General features: G+C 41.8%; 21 protein-coding genes and 1 tRNA gene. 1 reads left to right on the plus strand and 21 read right to left on the minus strand.

Features of this window, described 5'->3' with window-relative positions:
* Positions 1-34 precede the first annotated feature (34 nt).
* The 3 genes from NST62_RS09950 to NST62_RS09960 form a co-directional block, all read right to left on the minus strand.
* The gene (locus tag NST62_RS09950) at positions 35-1,750 is read right to left on the minus strand and encodes a methyl-accepting chemotaxis protein (protein WP_141602262.1); all 1,716 of its coding nucleotides are present in this window, start codon (positions 1,748-1,750) and stop codon (positions 35-37) included.
* Positions 1,751-1,752: 2 nt separating this feature from the next.
* Positions 1,753-2,925, minus strand: coding sequence for an ATP-grasp domain-containing protein (locus NST62_RS09955; RefSeq protein WP_342462844.1), 1,173 nt, complete (start codon positions 2,923-2,925; stop codon positions 1,753-1,755).
* 630 nt (positions 2,926-3,555) lie between these two features.
* Positions 3,556-3,627, minus strand: a tRNA-Arg gene (locus NST62_RS09960).
* A 307-nt stretch (positions 3,628-3,934) separates the two neighbouring features.
* Between NST62_RS09960 and clpP the strand changes: the two genes are divergently transcribed.
* Entirely contained in the window at positions 3,935-4,525 is a 591-nt protein-coding gene (gene clpP, locus NST62_RS09965) for an ATP-dependent Clp endopeptidase proteolytic subunit ClpP (protein WP_141602264.1), read from the plus strand.
* Positions 4,526-4,807: 282 nt separating this feature from the next.
* On the opposite strand, the gene NST62_RS09970 is transcribed toward clpP, so the two are convergent.
* From NST62_RS09970 to lgt, 18 genes are all read right to left on the minus strand, one after another.
* Complete coding sequence (locus NST62_RS09970; RefSeq protein WP_141602265.1) at positions 4,808-5,065, minus strand: HPr family phosphocarrier protein; 258 nt, start codon at positions 5,063-5,065, stop codon at positions 4,808-4,810.
* Between the two features lie 89 nt (positions 5,066-5,154).
* The gene (gene whiA, locus NST62_RS09975) at positions 5,155-6,102 is read right to left on the minus strand and encodes a DNA-binding protein WhiA (RefSeq protein WP_141602266.1); all 948 of its coding nucleotides are present in this window, start codon (positions 6,100-6,102) and stop codon (positions 5,155-5,157) included.
* A gap of 36 nt (positions 6,103-6,138) precedes the next feature.
* Positions 6,139-7,098: a YvcK family protein gene (locus NST62_RS09980; protein ID WP_141602267.1), complete on the minus strand. Its 960-nt coding sequence runs from the start codon at positions 7,096-7,098 to the stop codon at positions 6,139-6,141.
* A gap of 16 nt (positions 7,099-7,114) precedes the next feature.
* Positions 7,115-8,005 carry an RNase adapter RapZ gene (gene rapZ / locus NST62_RS09985; protein WP_141602268.1) on the minus strand — a complete coding sequence of 297 codons (891 nt, stop codon included), beginning with the start codon at positions 8,003-8,005 and terminating at the stop codon, positions 7,115-7,117.
* A complete protein-coding gene (locus tag NST62_RS09990) occupies positions 7,998-8,489 on the minus strand; it encodes an 8-oxo-dGTP diphosphatase (protein ID WP_141602269.1) in 492 nt (163 codons plus the stop codon). Before NST62_RS09990 ends, rapZ begins: the two co-directional genes overlap by 8 nt.
* A gap of 251 nt (positions 8,490-8,740) precedes the next feature.
* Positions 8,741-9,691 carry a thioredoxin-disulfide reductase gene (gene trxB / locus NST62_RS09995; RefSeq protein WP_342462845.1) on the minus strand — a complete coding sequence of 317 codons (951 nt, stop codon included), beginning with the start codon at positions 9,689-9,691 and terminating at the stop codon, positions 8,741-8,743.
* A 63-nt stretch (positions 9,692-9,754) separates the two neighbouring features.
* Positions 9,755-11,287, minus strand: a complete 1,533-nt coding sequence (locus NST62_RS10000; RefSeq protein ID WP_328215765.1) for a tetratricopeptide repeat protein — start codon at positions 11,285-11,287, stop codon at positions 9,755-9,757.
* A gap of 114 nt (positions 11,288-11,401) precedes the next feature.
* Complete coding sequence (hisIE, locus tag NST62_RS10005; protein ID WP_141602272.1) at positions 11,402-12,049, minus strand: bifunctional phosphoribosyl-AMP cyclohydrolase/phosphoribosyl-ATP diphosphatase HisIE; 648 nt, start codon at positions 12,047-12,049, stop codon at positions 11,402-11,404.
* On the minus strand, positions 12,046-12,804 hold the full coding sequence (hisF, locus tag NST62_RS10010) for an imidazole glycerol phosphate synthase subunit HisF (RefSeq protein ID WP_141602273.1): 759 nt from the start codon (positions 12,802-12,804) through the stop codon (positions 12,046-12,048). Before hisF ends, hisIE begins: the two co-directional genes overlap by 4 nt.
* Positions 12,805-13,437, minus strand: a complete 633-nt coding sequence (gene hisH, locus NST62_RS10015; protein ID WP_342462846.1) for an imidazole glycerol phosphate synthase subunit HisH — start codon at positions 13,435-13,437, stop codon at positions 12,805-12,807. It lies immediately after the preceding gene.
* Positions 13,434-14,039, minus strand: a complete 606-nt coding sequence (gene hisB, locus NST62_RS10020) for an imidazoleglycerol-phosphate dehydratase HisB (protein ID WP_342462847.1) — start codon at positions 14,037-14,039, stop codon at positions 13,434-13,436. The genes hisH and hisB overlap by 4 nt, the downstream gene beginning before the upstream one ends.
* Entirely contained in the window at positions 14,040-15,320 is a 1,281-nt protein-coding gene (hisD, locus tag NST62_RS10025) for a histidinol dehydrogenase (protein ID WP_141602276.1), read from the minus strand.
* Between the two features lie 15 nt (positions 15,321-15,335).
* Positions 15,336-15,962 carry an ATP phosphoribosyltransferase gene (gene hisG, locus NST62_RS10030; RefSeq protein WP_141602277.1) on the minus strand — a complete coding sequence of 209 codons (627 nt, stop codon included), beginning with the start codon at positions 15,960-15,962 and terminating at the stop codon, positions 15,336-15,338.
* On the minus strand, positions 15,959-17,122 hold the full coding sequence (locus NST62_RS10035; protein ID WP_141602278.1) for an ATP phosphoribosyltransferase regulatory subunit: 1,164 nt from the start codon (positions 17,120-17,122) through the stop codon (positions 15,959-15,961). Before NST62_RS10035 ends, hisG begins: the two co-directional genes overlap by 4 nt.
* A gap of 331 nt (positions 17,123-17,453) precedes the next feature.
* Entirely contained in the window at positions 17,454-17,981 is a 528-nt protein-coding gene (locus NST62_RS10040; RefSeq protein WP_141602279.1) for an acyltransferase, read from the minus strand.
* 1 nt (position 17,982) lies between these two features.
* Complete coding sequence (gene ppaX / locus NST62_RS10045) at positions 17,983-18,618, minus strand: pyrophosphatase PpaX (RefSeq protein WP_141602280.1); 636 nt, start codon at positions 18,616-18,618, stop codon at positions 17,983-17,985.
* Positions 18,615-19,559, minus strand: a complete 945-nt coding sequence (locus NST62_RS10050; RefSeq protein WP_141602281.1) for a nucleoside recognition domain-containing protein — start codon at positions 19,557-19,559, stop codon at positions 18,615-18,617. The genes ppaX and NST62_RS10050 overlap by 4 nt, the downstream gene beginning before the upstream one ends.
* A 14-nt stretch (positions 19,560-19,573) precedes the next feature.
* Positions 19,574-20,392: a prolipoprotein diacylglyceryl transferase gene (lgt, locus tag NST62_RS10055; RefSeq protein WP_342462848.1), complete on the minus strand. Its 819-nt coding sequence runs from the start codon at positions 20,390-20,392 to the stop codon at positions 19,574-19,576.
* Positions 20,393-20,400: the final 8 nt, after the last annotated feature.

A 20,400-nucleotide genomic window follows, 5' to 3' on the forward strand; every position in this document is an offset into this window, starting at 1 on the left:
TATAAAATCAATAAAGGTTTGATAAAGTTCCATTTTATTCTATTGTTTCTCTTGTCTTAAACCGCTTTATCATGTCTTGCAGGCTGTCAGCCAAAAGTTTCAGCTCCGAATTTTGTTGCTTTAAGTAATCGATCGTGCTGTGTTGTTGGACGGCGGAAGCGGAAATTTCTTGTGTCGCGGCAACTCCCTGTTCTGAAATTGCAGAAATTTCTTGAATGGATGTTAAAATTTTATCGGATGCTTGATCCAGATCTTCCGTACTTTTCACAATCGTATCAATTCCTTTTGCCAATTGCTCGACTGACTCAAAAATGGCATTGAATAATCGCCCATTGTCTTCAACAATCTCAACGCCTTTGACAATGTCTTCATAATCTTGTTGGTTCAAATTCAGCACGATATTGGCCTGTTCATTGATTTCACCGATCGCTTCCGATATTCTTTTGATCGATCCATCCGTTTGGTTTGCAAGTTTCTGAACTTCCTGGGCAACAACCGAAAATCCTTTCCCCGCCTCTCCGGCACGGGCTGCTTCAATGGAGGCATTTAAAGAAAGAAGATGGATTTGGGACGAAATTTCTTGGATAATCTGAATGATTTCATTGATTTGTTCCAATTTTTTGCCCAGATTAAACAAGTTTTCTTTGCTTACCATGCCATTTTGTTTTATTTTGTTCATTTGTTCGGTAATCATTTGAACTTGAACATTACCTTTTTCGGCTTGCCGGCTTGTTTGATCGGTAAGGTTTTTGATCAACTTCGTTTGTTCATCTACATTGGATATCGAAGTGGAAATTTCAGATATCATATTTGAAATCCGGTCGATATGGTTGGCTCTTTCTTCGGCGCCTCTCGCCTCTTCGTCTGTACTTGTCGCGATCTGTTCGGAAGCCTGGGCCAATTCTTCAAAGGATTCCAAAAGATTTTGGCTGGTATGATGGATTCCTTCCGATTTTTCTTTCACATTCTCAATGATGTTGCTCAAATTTTTTCTCATTTCTTCAAAGCTGTCTGCCAGAATCCCTACCTCATCTTTTCGTTTAATAGTCACCGATTTGCTGAGATCGCCGGTAGAAAAGAGTTTCGCATATTGCACTAAACTGTTAAGAGGTTTCGAAATTCTATTACCAATAAATAAAGCCAATAGGATTCCGATCACTATCATGACAGCCGTTACAATCAGCGAAATGGTCATAATCCGATTTTCCAACTGGTCTATGAATTTGGCGCTCATATCGATTCCGAAAATGGCTTCCACTCCATCTTCGTCCAAAGGAATGAAAAATGATTTGTGAACACCCCATTTATCTCTATAGATAGGGCTCAAAACTTCCTTCTTTTCTTCAAATGATTTTCTTTGGTCTTCTGTAAACGGGGACTCAACCATAAAGTCGTCACTGCCGTTTAACGCGACAATGACATCCTTTCCGTTTTGTCTGGACAATACATATACATATTCGAGCCCTTTTTTCCCTTCAAAAAATGAGTCTAATTTCCGCTTCAGCTCCATTCCATATTTTTCAGGGGAAACCATTGTATTCTTAATTAAATCCGGTTCGATCGACTCTGCCAGCAATTGTACATTTTCTTTCAGCCGTTCATCGAATTGCGGAATGACATGTTCTTGAATAATGTAATTCGATACATACCGCACAAATCCAAAAAGAATCATTGAAAATATAAAAAACGGAAGTAAAAAACTGATAATTAATTGGGTTTTTATTGATTTTTTTCGAGCGATATTTCTCATCTCTATCTCTCCCTCGAATGTTCCATTTCCTTTAATGCAATAAAAGGACGCAAATCCATTTCCAATAATTGATAAAGCTCTTCCATTGATCCGTTTTTGGAAAAAACAATGGCAAACACCCTGTCATTTAACGCTTGTATTTCTCTATATTCCAAAATTTGTTGGAACTGTTTTTTGAATGACTGATGATCAATGGATTTTATAAGAGTCCGTGAAATATCCATCGGGATTTCCGCACAGAAGAAACTGTATATACTTTGGTCCATCTTGCGAAGAACCGCTTCCCAATCCGGTCTGGTGCCCTGGAAATAATGTTTATACACATTGCAGCCATAAGCATGGAATCCCAAATCCGTCGTTCCCGCCCCGGCAAATCTGAGTGGATTCATTTCAATTGGAATAATGGCATGATCATTTTTTCTTACTTCAAAATGAAGCGGAAAATTTTTTAAAGAAACAATTTCTTTGAACTTATACATAAAAGTCAATATGTCATCGTAAATTTCTTGAATCACTTCTCTGGATGTATAGTAGATCCGGTCCGACGTATCATATTCGTCTTTAAATAAGTGTTTAAAGATATTTAAAATCACAGGATTACCATCATGATCGTAATAACCGTCAACGGCATATTCTTCCCCAAATACCCATTTTTCGATTAAAACGCTCTCCCCGTTAATGACTTCCTTGTCATAAATGTTTTTTATCAGCAGCATATCCACGCTTAACTTTTCTAAGGCAGCCCGCCATTCTTCTGCATTTTTTACTTTATACACGCCAACGCTTGAATATCCTTTGCTCGGCTTTATCACAACGGGGAAAGGAATATCCTCCACCGGAATTTTATAAAGCTCATCCAGATTTACTACCTTATAAAAATAATCAGGATACATTTTTGAAAGGATTTGACGGAATATTCCTTTATCTTTCAATTGTTTTGCCCAACGGTTTTGGACACTGTCAGGGGCATGGGATTCAAGCAATGCCAAACAACTTTCCGAGTTTGTCAATAACTTTTGATGTTCGTCTATAATTGAAAAAAAATCATTGGCATCCATTAATTGCAGGGATTTTGACATTTCCGAGCGATTGCCTTGTTTAAAAACAGGCACATTAAGTTCTTGCAGCGATTTGACCAGAATAGGGGAAATGATTTGATCGTCGATGAGAATCATAATAAAACCCCTTTCTAAAGCAGAAATTCAGGAAATGTTTCAAACATAAAAAAATAAAATAATTTGGACAAACAGCCTTTTTATACATTCCATATTGCATCTCTCACCCCGATTGCCGGCCCACAGCTGCACCAAAAGAAAAACGACTGGAATCTGTTGCCCTTGTGAAACAGATGCGGTATCATCCCCTTCTTGCTGAGATGAATGGCTTCTCCCTATTTCTTATCGTCAAAATAATAGGGCGTTTTAGCATTTATAAATGTTTTTTCCTTTTTAGGGAATTTAATCATTATTGGGGAATAAAAATTGAGGAGCCATTAATTTTTAATACGCTGCCTCCTGGCTTGAAATCCTACGTTTAAAGCATTGATTTCAGGGGAAGTGAATAACAAATGGGAGATTAAGTTTCCTATAGTTGGATAAGGTTAAGAATCTGTTGGCTGGAAATATAGCGGGAGATGATGAAACAAAAAAATAGCGGCAGCCCGTCCTGGAGATGGGGGCTCCCGGCGCAAAGTTTATGAAAATTTATTTCATGGGTTTTTTCCGGATTGCCAAAAAGAAAAACGGCTGCAAATGCAGCCGTATCAAAAAGCATAAGGATTTTAATCCCGGATCAGTTGTTCGTAGCGCCCTCGGAGGGAATCGAACCCCCACTACAGGAACCGGAATCCTGCGTTCTATCCATTAAACTACGAGGGCAAAATATTAATAAAAATTGCCATTTTTGCATACTTTTGTGTGGCTTTCATATAATAATAAATATGCATGAGTCTTTTTTTATGACTGACCACGATAGTAATTATTATACACGGTACTCAAATATAATTCAACCCCTTTTGCTCAAAGAAAGTTTTTTCTATATATTGAATTGCATGATATTAATTCAAAAAATTGCATACTTATCATTTGACCTTTATTGACTATTGCGTGTATGATAAACATGCGGAAACAATTTTGCTTTGTTACGTAGAACATAACAATTAATGGTTTAAGGAGGACATCGAATATGAATTTAGTTCCTACAGTCATTGAGCAAACAAGCCGCGGTGAGCGCGCTTACGACATCTATTCGCGCCTATTGAAAGACCGGATTATTTTACTTGGCAGCCCGATTGATGATAATGTGGCAAACTCCATTGTTGCACAATTATTATTCTTGGCGGCGGAAGACCCTGAAAAAGACATTTCCCTTTACATCAACTCTCCAGGCGGATCCATCACTGCCGGCATGGCCATCTACGATACAATGCAGTACATCAAACCGGATGTTCAAACGATTTGTATCGGTATGGCTGCTTCCATGGGTGCCTTCCTCCTTTCAGCGGGAGCAAGAGGAAAACGTTATGCATTGCCAAACGCGGAAGTAATGATTCATCAGCCACTGGGCGGTGCCCAAGGTCAAGCTACCGAAATCGAAATCGCCGCAAAACGCATTCTCTTCTTGCGTGACAAATTAAACAGATTGTTATCCGAACATACTGGGCAGCCAATCGAAAAAATCGCCCAAGATACTGACCGCGACAACTTCATGACGGCTCAACAGGCGAAAGAATACGGTTTAATTGACCACATTATTTCTTCCAGCGATGACAAATAATAGAGGTGAAAAGGTATCATCCTTTGGGTGATACCTTTTTTTATATTTGGAATCATTAAATGCAGCGAATCCGTTTTTTTCTATCAGAGAGAAAACAATCCAGTTAATACATATTATCTCGTAAATAAAATAACATTGAGAAAGCAGCGGATTTCCCTTTAAGTGGATATCCGCTTTTGTATCAGCATTCCATAATGGTTTTCTAGCATACTAAGAAATAAAAAAACTCACAATTCTCGAAAACCTTCGAAAAATTGCGAGCGTTTTCATTTTTTTTGCAAATTACCCTTCTTTTTGAATGAACGATGATAATCCTTCAATCGCCTCGTTCTCATCATTGCCCTCTGCGATTAATGTGATGGTTGTTCCTCTTGCAATCGCCAAGCTCATAACTCCCATAATGGATTTTGCATTTACTTTCTTTTCATCTTTTTGTAAAAAGATATCGGATTTATAACGGTTTGCTTCCTGGACAAATAACGCCGCCTGCCGCGCTTGCAAACCGTTTTTTAATTTGACCTCCACAGTGGTTTCAACCATTCCTTTGTTACACATCCTTTCTAATCCGTTCATATCATTTTATATTTATCTTATCGAAATTATCTGAAAAGAACAATGCGCCCTATCAATTATTTTATCACTTTTTCCCCGCGGCGAAGTTTTTCTGCTATTTCATCAATTTTTCTTAAACGATGGTTGATTCCGGATTTACTGACCGTTCCTGTCGAAATCATTTCCCCCAGCTCTTTTAATGTGACGTCCTGATGTTCTATGCGCAGTCGCGCCACCTCGCGCAATTTTTCGGGCAGCTTGTCAATTCCGATGGTCTGATCGATATATTTTATATTCTCCACTTGTCTTAAAGCGGCGCCAATCGTTTTATTCAAATTGGCCGTCTCGCAATTGACGATGCGGTTAACGCTGTTTCGCATATCCCGCAGGATACGGACGTCCTCAAATTTCAACATTGCTTGGAAGGCACCGGCCAAACCTAGAAATTCAGAAATTTTTTCCGCTTCTTTTAGATAAGTAATGTATCCTTTTTTCCGGTCAATCGTTTTTGCATTCAAATGGAACTCGTTCATTAAATTGGCCAACGCTTCGCTATGTTCTTTATGCATTGAATAAATTTCCAAATGATAGGAAGATGTTTCGGGATTATTGACTGAACCTCCCGCCAAAAAAGCCCCCCTCAAATATGCCCGTTTTTGCGATTTTGTTTTTAATAACGATTTTGAAAGGGAATGATTGACCTGAAAATCTCCATGCAAAATATCCAAATCTGTCAGGATTTCTTTGGCTCCTTCCCGGATGCGGCAAATGTAAACATTGTTCTTTTTCAACCTCATTTTTTTGCGGACGAGCAATTCCACATTATACGGATAAAGTTTTCTTATAATGGTATAAATTCTTCTTGCGATTGCCGCGTTTTCCGTTTGCACGTCGAAACTCAATTGTTTATTTGAAAAGGAAAGTGTTCCATTCATGCGGATAATGGCGGAAACCTCCGCTTTCAAGCTTTGGTCGTTTGCCTCCACTTGAGTCATTTCTTTTTTCGTTTCCGAAGCAAAAGACATATAAGCCCCCCCTCTTTTCCAACTCTGGCATAATCCTTATTTAATATGTTTCGATGAATAATCGATAAGCCATTCTGCAATGGCTTTCCCATCATGGCGCACAACACCATTTTTGATGGTTGCGATATCTTTCTTTATAATCGCTAATCCTAATTTTTGTAATTCTTCTATATTTACTTTGACCGGTTCCGCTTTCTGTTCTTTATAAGTTTCTTTAATGGAGTAGGGTAAATCATTGCTGTTTACCAAAATGGCATCTAAAAATGGCTTGCCAACATGTTCATAAATAGCTTTTACATGATCTGCCGCCTGATACTGATTCGTTTCCCCTTTTTGCGTCATCAAATTGCAAATGTAGATTTTTTTAGCTTTGGAACGAATAATCGTTTCCTGAATTTCTTTTACCAACAGATTTGGGATGATGCTTGTATAAAGACTGCCGGGGCCGATTAAAATCATGTCGGCGCTATTGATGGCTGCTATTGCTTCAGGAAGGGGCTTTACATCTTCCGGAACCAAAAAGACGCGTTTGATCCGCTTATTGGATAAAGAGATTTTGGACTCTCCCTTAACAATTTGGCCGTCCAACAATTCAGCATGCAAATTGACAATGCCATTCGCTGATGGAATGACCTTTCCATTTACGTTCAATACTCTGCTCATCTCGATGATGGCACTGAAAAAATCGCCGGTAATGTCCGTTAATGCAGTAAGCATCAAATTCCCCAATGAATGGCCTCCCAAGTCCTGGGAATTCGAAAAACGATATTGGAACATTTGTTCCAACAATGGTTCCGTATCAGATAAAGCGGCAATCACATTACGTATATCCCCTGGAGGAGGTATATCATAATCATCCCGAAGTCTCCCCGAAGATCCCCCATCATCTGTTACGGTTACAATGGCGGTGATATGAAAGGGATAGAGTTTCAATCCCCTCAGAATGGTTGATAAACCGGTCCCTCCTCCAATCACAACTATATTCGTATTCCCCATTCAAACAATCCTCTCTCTATGAACGAATATCACGGTGGATGACTTCTGTTTGATATTTTTCTTTGAAATATTTCCCGAAATATTCAGTCAGTGTGACAGACCGATGCTGCCCTCCGGTACAGCCGAAGGCAATGACTAATTGCGGTTTTCCTTCTTTAATATATTGTGGAATAATAAAATCAAATAAGTCTTCCAATTTTTCGATTAAAATTTTTGTTTCTTTTGTGTTATAAACATAATCATAAACTTCCTGGTCCAATCCGGTCTTATTTCTCAGTTCTTCTACATAATAAGGGTTATTTAAAAATCTTACATCAAAAACCAAATCCGCATCAATAGGAATCCCGTTTTTGTAACCGAATGAAACCACATTAATTGAAAATTTTGGTTTTTTTGTGAGGGAAAATTCCTCTGTAATACGTTCACGAAGCTCGCGAGGTTTCATTTTTGAAGTATTGTAAATGTAATGGGCTCTCCCTTTTAATTCAGAGAGCATCTCTCTTTCTTTTCTGATTCCTTCCAGAGGCAGACCGCCGGGGGCCAGAGGGTGTTGGCGTCTCGTTTCTTTATATCTGCGGACAAGGGTTTCGTCATCCGCGTCCAAAAATAATACTTTGGTGTTTACATTTTTTTCTTTCTCCAGCATGTCGAGCGCATCGATGAGGGAATTAAAGAACTCGCCGCCGCGCATATCCATCACTGCGGCAATTCTTGAAATTCTTTTTTTCGATTGTTTCATTAATGCCAAAAATGTCGTCAATAATTTAGGCGGCAAATTATCGATGCAATAATAGCCCATATCTTCAAAACTTTGCACCGCCACGGTTTTTCCGGCTCCAGACATGCCTGTAATAATCACTAATTCATATTCGGGAGCTTTTGCGCCTTTTCCGTCTATTTCATCCATGGATCTCATCTCCTTCGAAAAGCTCCATAGAAGATTGATACTTTGCCTCTATCAATTCATAATCTTTTGTATATATGCACGTACCGTACTGAATTCCTTTATTTAATGCGGCAAACAGAAGATTTTTCCGATCGCCTTCCGCCATCGGAAGATGCTCGAGATCTCCGATTGGACGCCATTCCAAAATGCCTTCCCTGTTTTGCTCCATTGGAGTTCCTTCAACCCCATGGGCCACAAAAGTAAACAGCATCCATTCATCAATCACTTGATCATCTTCTTTTATGACAATTGTGTAGACTCCTTTTAAATGGGCATTTTTAGGAGTAACATTTGTCTCCTCCTGAAATTCCCTTACCGCCGCTTCATATATGGATTCGCCGCTTTCCATTTTTCCTCCCGGAGCGACGTACCATCCTCTTCTCGGCTTTTTTAGAAGAAGCACTTGTCCATCCTGTATAGCTAATAAGTTGGCAATTCTTTGCATAAGCGACACCTCAATCTTTGTTACTCCTAATCACTATTATACCGTGACTAGTTCTTTTGGTACAAAATAATACTTATATACAATCTATAATGTATATTTTATGATTAGAAGCTATTTCGTAGAATATTCAAAAAAAAAGTTGTTTCCAAAATGGAAACAACCAAAAATTTAACTAAAGGGGGGGTTAAAATGTACTTTTATTATACCCCCATTCCCATGGTAAAAAAAGTTACAATATAGTTAATTTATGATTACTCTTTCTTTACTAATTGCTCTTTCAGCTCTTCAACATAAATTTGCGCGGACTGGGCTGCAATGCTTCCGTCGCCTGTTGCGGTTACGATTTGGCGCAATGTTTTTTCGCGTACATCTCCCGCTGCAAAAATCCCTTTTACAGACGTCTCCATTTTTTCATTTGTCACAATATAGCCATTCTCGTTTAGAATGCCCAGATTTTTAAACGGTTCAGTCAGCGGGGATAAACCAATATAAATAAATACCCCGTCGCATGGCACTTCTTTTTCGGAACCGTCCACCGTTGAAACCAGGGTTACGCTGCCGACTTTTCCATCTTTTTCATTAATTTGTTTGACCGTATGATTCCAAATAAAGTCCACTTTTTCATTCGCAAATGCGCGTTCTTGCAGGATTTTTTGGGCACGGAGTTTATCGCGCCGATGCACGATGGTCACTTTTTCGGCAAAGCGGGTTAAATATACGCCTTCTTCCACCGCCGAGTCGCCGCCGCCGACAACGATTAATTTTTTCCCTTTAAAGAACGCTCCGTCGCATACCGCGCAATAGCTTACACCGCGTCCGCCCAGTTCATTTTCGCCGGGAACGCCCAATTTTTTATGCTCGGCACCTGTCGCGATGATGATGGCACGAGCTTTATATTCTTTTTGCCCTGCTTTGACAACTTTGTACTCTTCCCCGTCAATTACTTCGGTCACATCGCCATAGGCGTATTCCGCACCGAATTTTTTTGCGTGTTCAAACATTTTTGTGGACAATTCAGGCCCCAGAATTGACTCAAATCCAGGATAGTTTTCTATTTCTTCCGTATTGGCCATCTGTCCGCCTGGAATTCCACGCTCCAACATGAGTGTTGAAAGGTTTGCGCGGGAAGTATAAACCGCAGCTGTCATTCCGGCAGGACCTGCTCCGATAATGATGACATCATAAATTTTTTCCTCTGCCATTTCCATTCCTCCTAACTCTCTTTTAATGTAGTCAATGGAATGCAAAACATCAAATAGTTTGCCCTATTCTTCGGCGAATGGCAAAAATTCAAGCAATTGATCCATATATTTCGTTAAGGTTGCCACCGTTATTCCGTGTTTTTCTGCAAACTGTTTTTTCGTTACACGATCGGAACTGATGGTTGAAAAATACATATATTCCACTGCCGCGGCCAATGCCTTCACATTTTTGAACTCATAGCCGCTGAGAAAAGCCCTCTCGCTAAGAACAAACCACATTTGGAACAAGTGCTGTTTTTCAAGGGTCAATGCCTCTATGCCGTCAAAAAGTTCCTCCGCCACGGAGATGAGACGAATAAATATTTTCTCCAATTTATTATTCACATTGAATTCATGATTCAATGCGTAGGCTAAACAAAGCTTTTCCAAGCCGTTATATTTGGATAAATCGATTAATTTCGGATGTGAAATAATTTCCTGTTTAAAGGCGGATTTGCTGAGCAGGAAAAAGCCGAACATCCGGTGGGCCGGATAATCGCTGCTGATTTTTTTGATAATGTAATCCCGGTTTTGTTCAAGGGTAGGAAATTCCGAGGCTTCTTTCTTTTTAATATGTTTCCACGGCTCCATACCGGTTTTTGAAGGATCAATCTGAACCAACATTTCCCATGCCCTTTCCGCCTCTTTCACATGGTTGGAAAAATAGGCGGCCTGGCTTAACCAAAAATAGAAGCCGGAATCATTCGGCGCCATTCTTTTTGTCATGCTATGAAGCCACTTATAGGCCAAATCATACTCCCCGATCAACGCCAGCGTCGCCCCCAGTTTATAACGGCTGTCGAAATCAAATGGATATATCTTTTTCAATACTTCGACCAAATAACGGAGAAAGGCTTCATCTTTTTCGTAATAGGCAATGATCGTCAAATTGCACAATGCGTGCAAATTTCCCGGATTTTCGCGGAGCACATGCCGCAAAATGGCTTTGGATTGCTCCAGATCGCCTACATAAAAGTAAGCCAGGGATAGATTATTATAAGCAGACCAGAGTTCGGGATATTGATCGATCATATTTTCCAGCAATTCAATCGCTTCATGAAATTGGCTTTTTTCCATTAATCGGCGCGCTTTCTCTTGCAAGAGGAATTGCTCATAGGTTTCCTCATCCAAATCATCGATTTCGTTTTGCTCAAAATGAACAAAATCGATGATTTCTTTCGCTTCTAATGCATAAAGACCATCAGGATCAAGCTCCAAATATTTCTCTGCATACTTTTTTGCATCATTCATCAATCCCAAATAACCGGATACTTCGGCCAAATAATAAACATGTTCTGGCTCATCCGGTTCCAGACAATATGCGGTATGAATCAGTTCATAGGCCTTTTCGAAATTTTGGGCGTTCAGTTCCAAAAGCCCATAGTGCATTAACACGTGGGCATCATCCGGACTCAATTCCGCCGCTCTTTTCATATATTTATACGCTCGATCCAGCTGATCCCTTTCCAACGCCTTAATTGCTTTATTGAAATAGTATTCTCCATCTGGAATAAACGAAACAATGTTGTTTTTCTCTTTCTGCTGCTTCTTTTCCAAAATGAACCTCCAAATAAATAAGGAACGTTATAAAAACGTTCCTCTTGATGAATACACCTTATTATATCATATTTCTTGCAATCGTCATTGCAAATAGCGTTTTCAATGATGAATTTATTTTGTATTTTTCGTGCTCTTTCTTTTTTGCTGATGGCGTTCCACAAGCACTCCCAGAACATCGTATACGCTCACTTTTTGTTCTTGCAATAAAACGAGCAAATGATAAAGCAAATCGGCCGCTTCCCATTTCACTTCTTCCGGATTCCGGTTTTTTGCGCCAATTACGACTTCCGTCGCTTCCTCTCCGACTTTTTTGCAGATTTTATCGATGCCTTCCGTAAATAAATAAGTCGTATACGCGCCCTCTGGCATTTCTTCTTCGCGTTTTTTTATGATTTCCACCAGTTCCGGAATAATGCCGACACTGCCCACTTTTTCGTTTTCAAGAATTTTTTCCGTAAAGCAGGAAGTTGTGCCTTTATGGCAAGCAGGGCCAGCCGGAACCACTTCGACCACCAGGGCATCCTGATCGCAGTCGGTTGTGATGGATACGACTTTTTGTGTATTTCCGCTTGTTTCCCCTTTATGCCAAAGTTCATTGCGTGAACGGGAATAGAACCATGTCTCGCCTGTTTCGATTGTTTTATTTAATGATTCTTTATTCATGTACGCAACCGTTAAAACCTCTTTAGTGCGCGCATCTTGTACAACGGCAGGGATTAAACCTTTTTCATCAAATTTTAAACTTTCGATTTCAATCATCTGACACAAACTCCTTTTTCACGTAAATAGGCCTTTACTTCAGGCACGCTTGTTTCTTTGTAGTGGAAAATTGAGGCGGCAAGGGCTGCATCCGCATCAACGTCCTGCAATACTTCCCTGAAGTGTTCCTTCGTTCCTGCTCCTCCGCTGGCAATCACCGGCACTGTGACCGCATCCCGGACAGCTTTCGTCAACTCCAAATCATAGCCGGTTTTTTCCCCATCTTGATTCATGCTTGTAAGCAGGATTTCCCCGGCGCCAAGCTCCACGGCTTTTTTTGCCCACTCCACTGTCGTCCATCCGGTTTTGTTTCGGCCGCCATGGGTATAAACCATCCATGTGCCATCTTCGTCGCTGTACCGCGCATCAATGGCCACCACTATGCATTGGGATCCGAAAAAATCCGCTCCTTCTTTGATTAATTCCGGCCTTTCGATGGCGGATGTATTGACCGATACTTTGTCCGCTCCGGCACGCAAAATCCGTTTCATATCTTCCAATGTGCGGATGCCTCCGCCCACCGTAAAGGGAATGGAAATTTCCGAAGCGGTTTTTCTGACGACATCAATCATCGTCTTTCTGCCTTCATAGGATGCGGAAATATCTAAAAATACGAGTTCATCCGCTCCCTGCTCATCATAATATTTTGCGAGTTCCACCGGATCCCCTGCGTCCCGGAGGCCGACAAACTGTATCCCTTTCACGACCCTTCCGTCTTTCACATCCAAACAAGGTATGATTCTTTTCGTCAACATCTATTTCACCCCTTGCAGCCACTTTTTCAACAGATATACGCCAAATTCTCCTGATTTTTCAGGGTGGAATTGCATGCCGCATACATTGCCATTTTGAACGATTCCGGGAACGGGAACGCCAAAATAATCGGCGGTTGCCACCACTTGTGGGGAGCCGGTGTTGGCATAATAGGAATGGACAAAGTAAACATACCGGTCTTCAGGCAATTCTTCCCCTTCCAGCCATTTCGGAATGGAGTGAAACGTCAATGAGTTCCATCCCATATGGGGCACTCTATATTTTTCGCCTTTCTCTGATATGCCGGAGAAGCGGACCACTTTTCCTTTAAAAAAGCCGAATCCCTTTGTTGGGGTTACCTCTTCACTTTCTTCAAACAACAGTTGCATGCCCAGGCAGATGCCGAGAAGCGGTTTACCGTTTTCCACTTCGTTTCGGATGTACTGGTCCAATCCGGTTTCCCGCAATTTCTTCATCGCATCGGGAAAAGCGCCTACGCCCGGCAAAATGAGGGCATCCGCCTCCCTTAACTCTTCCGGATTGGAAGAAACGATGACTTCCGCATTCAATTTTTTTAACGCCTGAGTGACACTGAACAAATTTCCCATTCCATAATCAATGACGCCGATTTTCATGCGAGTATTCCTTTCGTTGAAGGTACTCCTTTAACCCGTGGATCGATTTGTACCGCATCATCAATCGCGCGGGCAAGGGCTTTAAAGATTGCTTCGATAATATGGTGCGTATTGTGGCCATATGGAACGATGACATGCACGTTCATCCGCGCTTCCAACGCAAATTTCCATAAAAACTCATGCACCAGTTCCGTGTCAAAAGTTCCTACTTTCGGTTTCAGCTCAGGCGCTACACGATATTCCAGATGGGGCCGGTTGGAACAATCCACAACAACCTGGGCCAAGGCATCATCCATCGGAACAAAGGCATTCCCATATCTTCGGATACCTCGTTTATCTCCCAATGCTTCCCTTACTGCCTGTCCCAAAACAATGCCAAGATCTTCAGTTGTGTGGTGATCATCAATATGGGTATCTCCGTTCGCCAAAATTTTTCCGTCAAACAAACCATGTTTCATAAATAAATCGAGCATATGGTCCATAAAAGGGACGCCTGTATTGACCTCGGCATTTCCTTCCCCATCCAAATGAAATTCCACTTTGATTTGGGTTTCTTTTGTTGTCCGCTCAATTTGAGCAAAACGTTTTCTTGTCGCCGTCATTTAATTTTCCCCTTTCTTCCAGCCTCGCGATTCAACCGCCCGCGCATGTCCTTCCAATCCTTCCATGCGGGCCAGTCTTGCAATTTTTGGGGCGTTTTCTTCCCATGTTTTTTCCGAGTAATAAACGATATTTGTTTTCTTTATAAAATCATCCACATTTAATCCGCTTGCAAAACGCGCCGTGCTGTTTGTCGGCAATACGTGGTTCGGGCCGGCAAAATAATCCCCGACCGGTTCCGAACTGTATCGTCCAAGGAAAATGGCCCCAGCATGACGGATGCCCTCGCTGACTTTCTCCGCATTTTCAGCGACAATTTCCAAGTGTTCCGGCGCAAGGGTATTGACCGCTTCCACCGCCTGATCCATATTTTCCGCAATATAAATATGGCCGAAGTTTTCAATGGATGCTCTTGCAATTTCTTCCCTAGGAAGTTGTTTCAGCTGTTCTTCCACTTGTTCGCTCACGGCTTTTGCAAGCTTTTCGCTTGTAGTTATTAAAATGGCGCATGCCCGCTTGTCATGTTCAGCCTGGCTCAATAAATCGGCCGCTATTTCATCAGGATAGGCAGTGTCATCGGCCAAGATGCAAATTTCACTCGGCCCGGCAATCATATCAATCGCCACTTGTCCAAACACTTCCCGTTTGGCAAGGGCCACAAAAATGTTTCCAGGACCTGTGATTTTATCGACAGGAGCGATGGTTTCCGTTCCATAGGCGAGTGCCGCAATGGCCTGGGCACCGCCGATTTTATAAATTTCATTCACCCCTAAAATGCTTGCGCATACCAGCACTGCAGGGGGGAGTTTGCCGTCTTTACCGCAAGGGGAAGTGATCACAATGCGTTTTACTCCCGCCACTTGGGCAGGAATGACATTCATCAAAACCGAAGAAGGATAGGCGGCAGATCCTCCCGGCACATACAAACCTACGGAATCCAGCGGAATAATCCGCTGGGCAAGATAGGAACCGTGAGCCAAAGGCAAGGTATAGCCTTCCCTTTTCTGCGCTTCATGATAGTTGCGGATATTGTCCGCCGCTTCTTCCAAATCCTTTTTCAATTGCGGATCGAAATTTTGGAGGGCTTCATTGATTTCTTCTTCTGTCACGCGGAAATCCTCGAGGGAGACCCCATCCCACATTTCCGTGTATTTTCGGACGGCCGCATCCCCATTTTCGCGCACGTCCGCAATCACTTGGCGAACCGTTTTCAGCTGTTCTTCATTCCCGCTTTCGAGCTCTCTTTTTAATGAAATGTTAGTTGTCAACTTTGAAATTTTCATATGTCAACCTTCCCTCTATTTCACGACTTTCTTTAACCGGGATACAATTTCCTGAATGCGCTCATTTTTCATCCGGTAGCTTACCGGATTGGCGATCAGGCGCGAAGAGACATCGGCAATATGCTCATACTCCACCAATCCGTTTTCCTTTAATGTTCTTCCCGTTGAAACAATGTCCACAATGCGGTCGGCAAGGCCGATCATCGGGGCAAGTTCAACAGAACCGTTTAATTCGATGATTTCCACCTGCTCCCCGATGCCTTTGTAATAATTCATTGCGATGTTCGGATATTTCGTTGCGATGCGCGGAGCAATTTCGTCCATTTCGGTATTCGGCAGTCCTGCCGAAGCAATATGGCATTTGCTTATTTTTAAATCCAATAATTCATGGACATTCCGCTGCTGCTCCATTAAAACATCTTTCCCGGCAATGCCGATGTCCGCAACCCCATGTTCCACATAAACCGGAACGTCCATCGGCTTCGCCAAAATAAAGCGGATGTTCTCCTCCGGAATTTCGATCATCAGCTTCCGGGACATTTCCACCTCTTCCGGCAGCTTGAATCCTGCCTCGATCAACATTTGATAAGCTTCTTCAAAAATGCGCCCTTTCGGCATGGCAATCGTTAATTCACTACTCATTGCGTTTCCTCCTGGCTCAAATCGACAACACGACTAAATAGTTTGGTAAATGCTTCTTTGTTGATTAACCCCCGCTTTGATTGGACTGTTACTCGGGCTCCCTGCCGTCTTAACGTTGATGCGAGTTCCAACGCCTTAATGAAATCTTCATCATCAAACAGTACGCAAACCGTTTCTTCCTTCAATTCTTCTTTCGGCAGCACTTCAAGAAGCCGATCGATGCGGATGCTGAAACCTGTCGCCCCTACATCGCTTCCAAACAGATGCAACAAACCATCATACCGGCCGCCGTTTCCTAAAGGGAAGCCGCTTCCGGAAGCGAAAATTTCAAATAACATGCCCGTATAATAATTCATATGGCTTGAAAGGGTGAAATCGAAGGAAACATATTGGGAAAGTCCATAGGCATTAATCAATTTGGACAGTTGTTTCATATATTCGATTCCATCGTTTTTCCGTACATATTTTTCCATGTCTTCAATGGAAGCCAAATTTGTCGCCTCACTGATGAACTCGAGAAGGGCATTCGCTTTCGTCGCCGGCAAACCAAATTCATGCACCGCTTCTTCAAATCCCACATAATTGCGTTCGACAAGCAGAGTCCGCAAAATTTCCCGCTGTTCTTCATGATCGGTATAATCATTTAAAATATCATGCAATACGCCCGCATGGCCGATGGTCAATTTAAATGATTCGATGCCAAATTCCTTCATTAATTCAATCGCTGTAATGAGCACTTCCGCATCGGCGAAAACGGTCTTGTCGCCGATGATTTCAATGCCCATTTGGCCAAATTCCGCCGGTCTTCCCCCTTCCATTTGCTGCGCGCGGAACACATTGGCGGCATAAGCCAGGCGTAGCGGAATTTTTTCCTTTAATAATTTAGAAGTTGCAACCCTCGTAATAGGAGTTGTCATATCCGGACGCAAAACTAAGGTATTTCCTTGACTGTCGACCAATTTGAATAAAGATGCGTCCGATATCGCCGATGCCTTTCCGACCGTATCGTAATATTCCAAAGTGGGCGTTTCAATGAAATCAAATCCCCGAGAACGGAAAACTTCACGGCCGATTCGCTTTGCTCTTTCAATTTTCTCATAAATTCCGGGGAACGTGTCTCTCATTCCTATAGGTTTTTCGAACTTTTTGATTGCTGACATATTCACACATCCTATTAATATACTTTAATATATTAGAGTGTTAGAGAGTTAGAGAATTAGTATATGAAAGCATTGTATCGAACTATCAAAAATTAGTCAATTCATAAACAATATTGTTAGGAAAATTTTTTATTTTTGCGTCCTTTTTATGCATTTGCAACAACCCTTTTCCTATCTACATTTTAACTCGAATTATCTTCAGGAACGCTTTAGAATCCGTCAATTTTTTTAAGTAATCCGCAAAATCGGTGAATACGCAAAATATCTTCCGGAATATGGAATTATTCATAACGCTGTATGAACATATAAAAAAAGCTGTTTAGAAACCTTTCTAAACAGCCTTGTCCCTCTTCTTTTTCCGTTCAGCCATTTCTTCCGCCGTATAAATGATGCGCATCGGGTTGCCCCCCACCATGGCCCCGGCAGGTACATCCTTATTCACCAAAGTGGCGGCGGAAACAATCGCGCCATCACCGATTTCCACCCCCGGCAAAATCGTTGAATTCGCTCCTATCATAACTCCGTTTCCAATTTTCACATCGCCAAGCCGATATTCATCAATCAGATATTCATGGGCCAAAATGGTCGTATTATAGCCGATAATCGTATTATCCCCGATCGAAATGCGCTCGGGAAACATCGTATCCGGCATGACCATTAACGCCAGGGAGGTTTTCTTCCCGATCTTCATTTTCAAAAATGTCCGGTACAACCAATTTTTTAACCCCATGAACGGAGTAATCCTGCCGATTTGAATAAAAACAAAACATTTCACAACTTTCCAAAACGGCACCGTTTTATATACATGCCATAAAGAGTTTGCGCCTCCTTGAACTTTATACGTTTCAGTTCTCCGCATATTACAACCCCTTCACGATTGTTAATAAATCGGACATGTGATGCAGCATAAAATCCGGATTGAACTGTTTTAAATAATGTTCCCCTTTAATCGACCATGCAACCCCGGCCGTTTTGACTCCCGCGTTTTTACCGGCCAAAATATCATGGTAATTGTCCCCGATCATCAACGTTTTTTCTTTTGGCACCTTCAACCGATCCAACGCCAACAACACCGGCTCCGGATCCGGCTTTACCTTTTTCACATCTTCCAATCCGATCCAGAAGTCAAAGTAATGTTCGGCTTTCATGTATTTAAGCCCGCGTTCAATCGTTTCCTTTTTTTTCGTTGAAACGATTGCCAATTTATGGCCCTCCCGTTTAAGCTGCTCCAATGTCTCGTTGACGCCGTCGAATTCTTTTACGTAAAGATCGTGATAGGCATGATTAAATTGTCGATATTTCGCGATCAACTCATCAGCTTCATTTGGCGCAATTTGCTCAAACGTCTCTTTTAAAGACGGACCAATGAATTTGATGCAATCTTTTGGCGAATATTGCCCGGGAAATCTTTCGTTTAAAACGTGCATAAATGTGCGTATAATCAATTCATTCGTATTCAGTAATGTGCCATCAAAATCAAACAATAATGCTTTCATTCCGACTGAAACACTTCCCTGTTCATTTCCTTCAATTCTGCTTTATTCCAAATAAATGCAACTACCATTGTCAGAGCAAATGCTGTCAAAAGTCTAATTAATAATAAATACAGGATTGGAACCCCTAACGGTGCGAAAATGAGCGTATCCTCAATCACCGCGTGGCAGGCAACTAGGAAGATGAAGCACAGCGTAGCGTCTTTTTTGCTGACCCCGTCTTCCTTGACTGATTGAATCATGACACCAGCGCCATAGGCCAAACCGATGAATAATCCGGCAACCAGCGTCATCGCTGCATTCGGCTGTACACCGATCACTTTCGTCACCGGGGCAAGAATATCTGATAATTTATCTAAAAAAAGATAGTCCCTCAAATATTGGACGACAATCATTAATGGAATGACAATGATTAACAATTGCAATATACCTAACCCTGCTTTCTCCAATCCCAAAAGCAGGATTCCTCCCCAGCCATCCGGATCAGGGGTTTGTGCAGGAACCAGCCCATATTGGGCAATTTCCCCTCCGCCATTCCACAGAAAACGGATTACGATGGCGGAAAGGATCGCCAAACCAAATCTTACGGCAAGGATAATCCAAAGCTTTACCCCCGTCTTTAATGCAACACCGGTTTCAATAAAAATGTTATGGGAGAACGAGAGCATGACAGCAAGTATAAATACTTCTTTGACGGTGAGTTCAACCGACAAAATCCCGGCAATCGCCGCGTATAAATTCAAAAAGTTACCCAAAACAAGCGGGATGGCAGCTTCACCGCCCAGTCCAAGTATTCCCATCAAAGGTGCAATTAAGTCGATCAGCCATGGCAAAACCGGTGTGAATTGTAATATGGTGACCAAGAAAGTAATGGGAAAAATGACCTTGCTTAAAGACCAGGCAGTCTGGCCGCCTGCAATAATCCCCTTTTTTAACGTAGACATTTCCATTTTCCTTTCTACTCATCTAAATACCGGACAACCGGACGAACCTTCCATCGGCGGTAAAATATTGAAACAAAGCCGATAATGATTAATGTGACCGAAACAACTTGCGCAGATCGCAAATCGCCGAACAAATACAGGCTGTCGGTTCTCAAAGATTCAATAAAAAAACGGCCGATGGAATACCAAATCAAATAAGAGAAGAAAATTTCTCCCCGATGCAAATTGGCTCTTCTGAATATTAGCAGAATGATAAGTCCGACAAAGTTCCATACTGATTCATATAAAAAGGTAGGATGGACATATGTGCCCAAATCGTGAATATACATTTGCTCGATAATCCAATCCGGCAAGAATAAATTTTCAAGAAATCCGCGGGAAACCGGACCGCCATAAGCCTCCTGATTCATGAAATTTCCCCAGCGCCCAATGATTTGGCCGATCAGGATGCTTGGAGCCGTAATATCCGCCACTTTCAAAAAGCTTACTTTTTTCACCCGGCAGAATATATACGCAGTTAAAACCGCTCCAAATAATGCCCCGTGAATGGCAATTCCGCCATTCCATATTTCAATAATTTTCCCTGGATTGGCACCATAATAATCCCATCTCATAATGACATAGTAAAGGCGGGCGCAAATGATGGAAATCGGCAGCGCCCAAAGCAATAAGTCGCCAAAAAAATCTTCCGGCAATCCCCGTTTTTTCCCTTCGGCCTGTGCCGCAAAATAACCGATAATAATGCCTGTCACTATGATAATTCCATACCATCGCACAGTGATGGGACCAATATTGAAGGCAACCGGATCAATCGCTAACAAAATACTTTCCATAGGAACTC

The organism is Ureibacillus sp. FSL K6-8385, assembly GCF_038593155.1.
GTDB classification, from domain to species: Bacteria; Bacillota; Bacilli; order Bacillales_A; family Planococcaceae; genus Ureibacillus; species Ureibacillus terrenus.

Coding starts and splice junctions, on each gene's coding strand:
- clpP (WP_141602264.1), top strand. CDS start 3,935: ATGAATTTAGTTCCTACAGTCATTGAGCAAACAAGCCGCGGTGAGCGC.
- NST62_RS09970 (WP_141602265.1), bottom strand. CDS start 5,065: ATGGTTGAAACCACTGTGGAGGTCAAATTAAAAAACGGTTTGCAAGCG.
- ppaX (WP_141602280.1), bottom strand. CDS start 18,618: ATGAAAGCATTATTGTTTGATTTTGATGGCACATTACTGAATACGAAT.
- whiA (WP_141602266.1), bottom strand. CDS start 6,102: ATGTCTTTTGCTTCGGAAACGAAAAAAGAAATGACTCAAGTGGAGGCA.
- trxB (WP_342462845.1), bottom strand. CDS start 9,691: ATGGCAGAGGAAAAAATTTATGATGTCATCATTATCGGAGCAGGTCCT.
- hisD (WP_141602276.1), bottom strand. CDS start 15,320: ATGAAAATTTCAAAGTTGACAACTAACATTTCATTAAAAAGAGAGCTC.
- NST62_RS09950 (WP_141602262.1), bottom strand. CDS start 1,750: ATGAGAAATATCGCTCGAAAAAAATCAATAAAAACCCAATTAATTATC.
- hisH (WP_342462846.1), bottom strand. CDS start 13,437: ATGAAAATCGGCGTCATTGATTATGGAATGGGAAATTTGTTCAGTGTC.
- lgt (WP_342462848.1), bottom strand. CDS start 20,392: ATGGAAAGTATTTTGTTAGCGATTGATCCGGTTGCCTTCAATATTGGT.
- NST62_RS09955 (WP_342462844.1), bottom strand. CDS start 2,925: ATGATTCTCATCGACGATCAAATCATTTCCCCTATTCTGGTCAAATCG.
- hisB (WP_342462847.1), bottom strand. CDS start 14,039: ATGACGGCGACAAGAAAACGTTTTGCTCAAATTGAGCGGACAACAAAA.
- NST62_RS09990 (WP_141602269.1), bottom strand. CDS start 8,489: ATGCAAAGAATTGCCAACTTATTAGCTATACAGGATGGACAAGTGCTT.
- hisF (WP_141602273.1), bottom strand. CDS start 12,804: ATGTTGACGAAAAGAATCATACCTTGTTTGGATGTGAAAGACGGAAGG.
- NST62_RS09980 (WP_141602267.1), bottom strand. CDS start 7,098: ATGGGGAATACGAATATAGTTGTGATTGGAGGAGGGACCGGTTTATCA.
- hisG (WP_141602277.1), bottom strand. CDS start 15,962: ATGAGTAGTGAATTAACGATTGCCATGCCGAAAGGGCGCATTTTTGAA.
- NST62_RS10035 (WP_141602278.1), bottom strand. CDS start 17,122: ATGTCAGCAATCAAAAAGTTCGAAAAACCTATAGGAATGAGAGACACG.
- NST62_RS10040 (WP_141602279.1), bottom strand. CDS start 17,981: ATGCGGAGAACTGAAACGTATAAAGTTCAAGGAGGCGCAAACTCTTTA.
- NST62_RS10050 (WP_141602281.1), bottom strand. CDS start 19,559: ATGTCTACGTTAAAAAAGGGGATTATTGCAGGCGGCCAGACTGCCTGG.
- hisIE (WP_141602272.1), bottom strand. CDS start 12,049: ATGATTGAAATCGAAAGTTTAAAATTTGATGAAAAAGGTTTAATCCCT.
- rapZ (WP_141602268.1), bottom strand. CDS start 8,005: ATGGATGAAATAGACGGAAAAGGCGCAAAAGCTCCCGAATATGAATTA.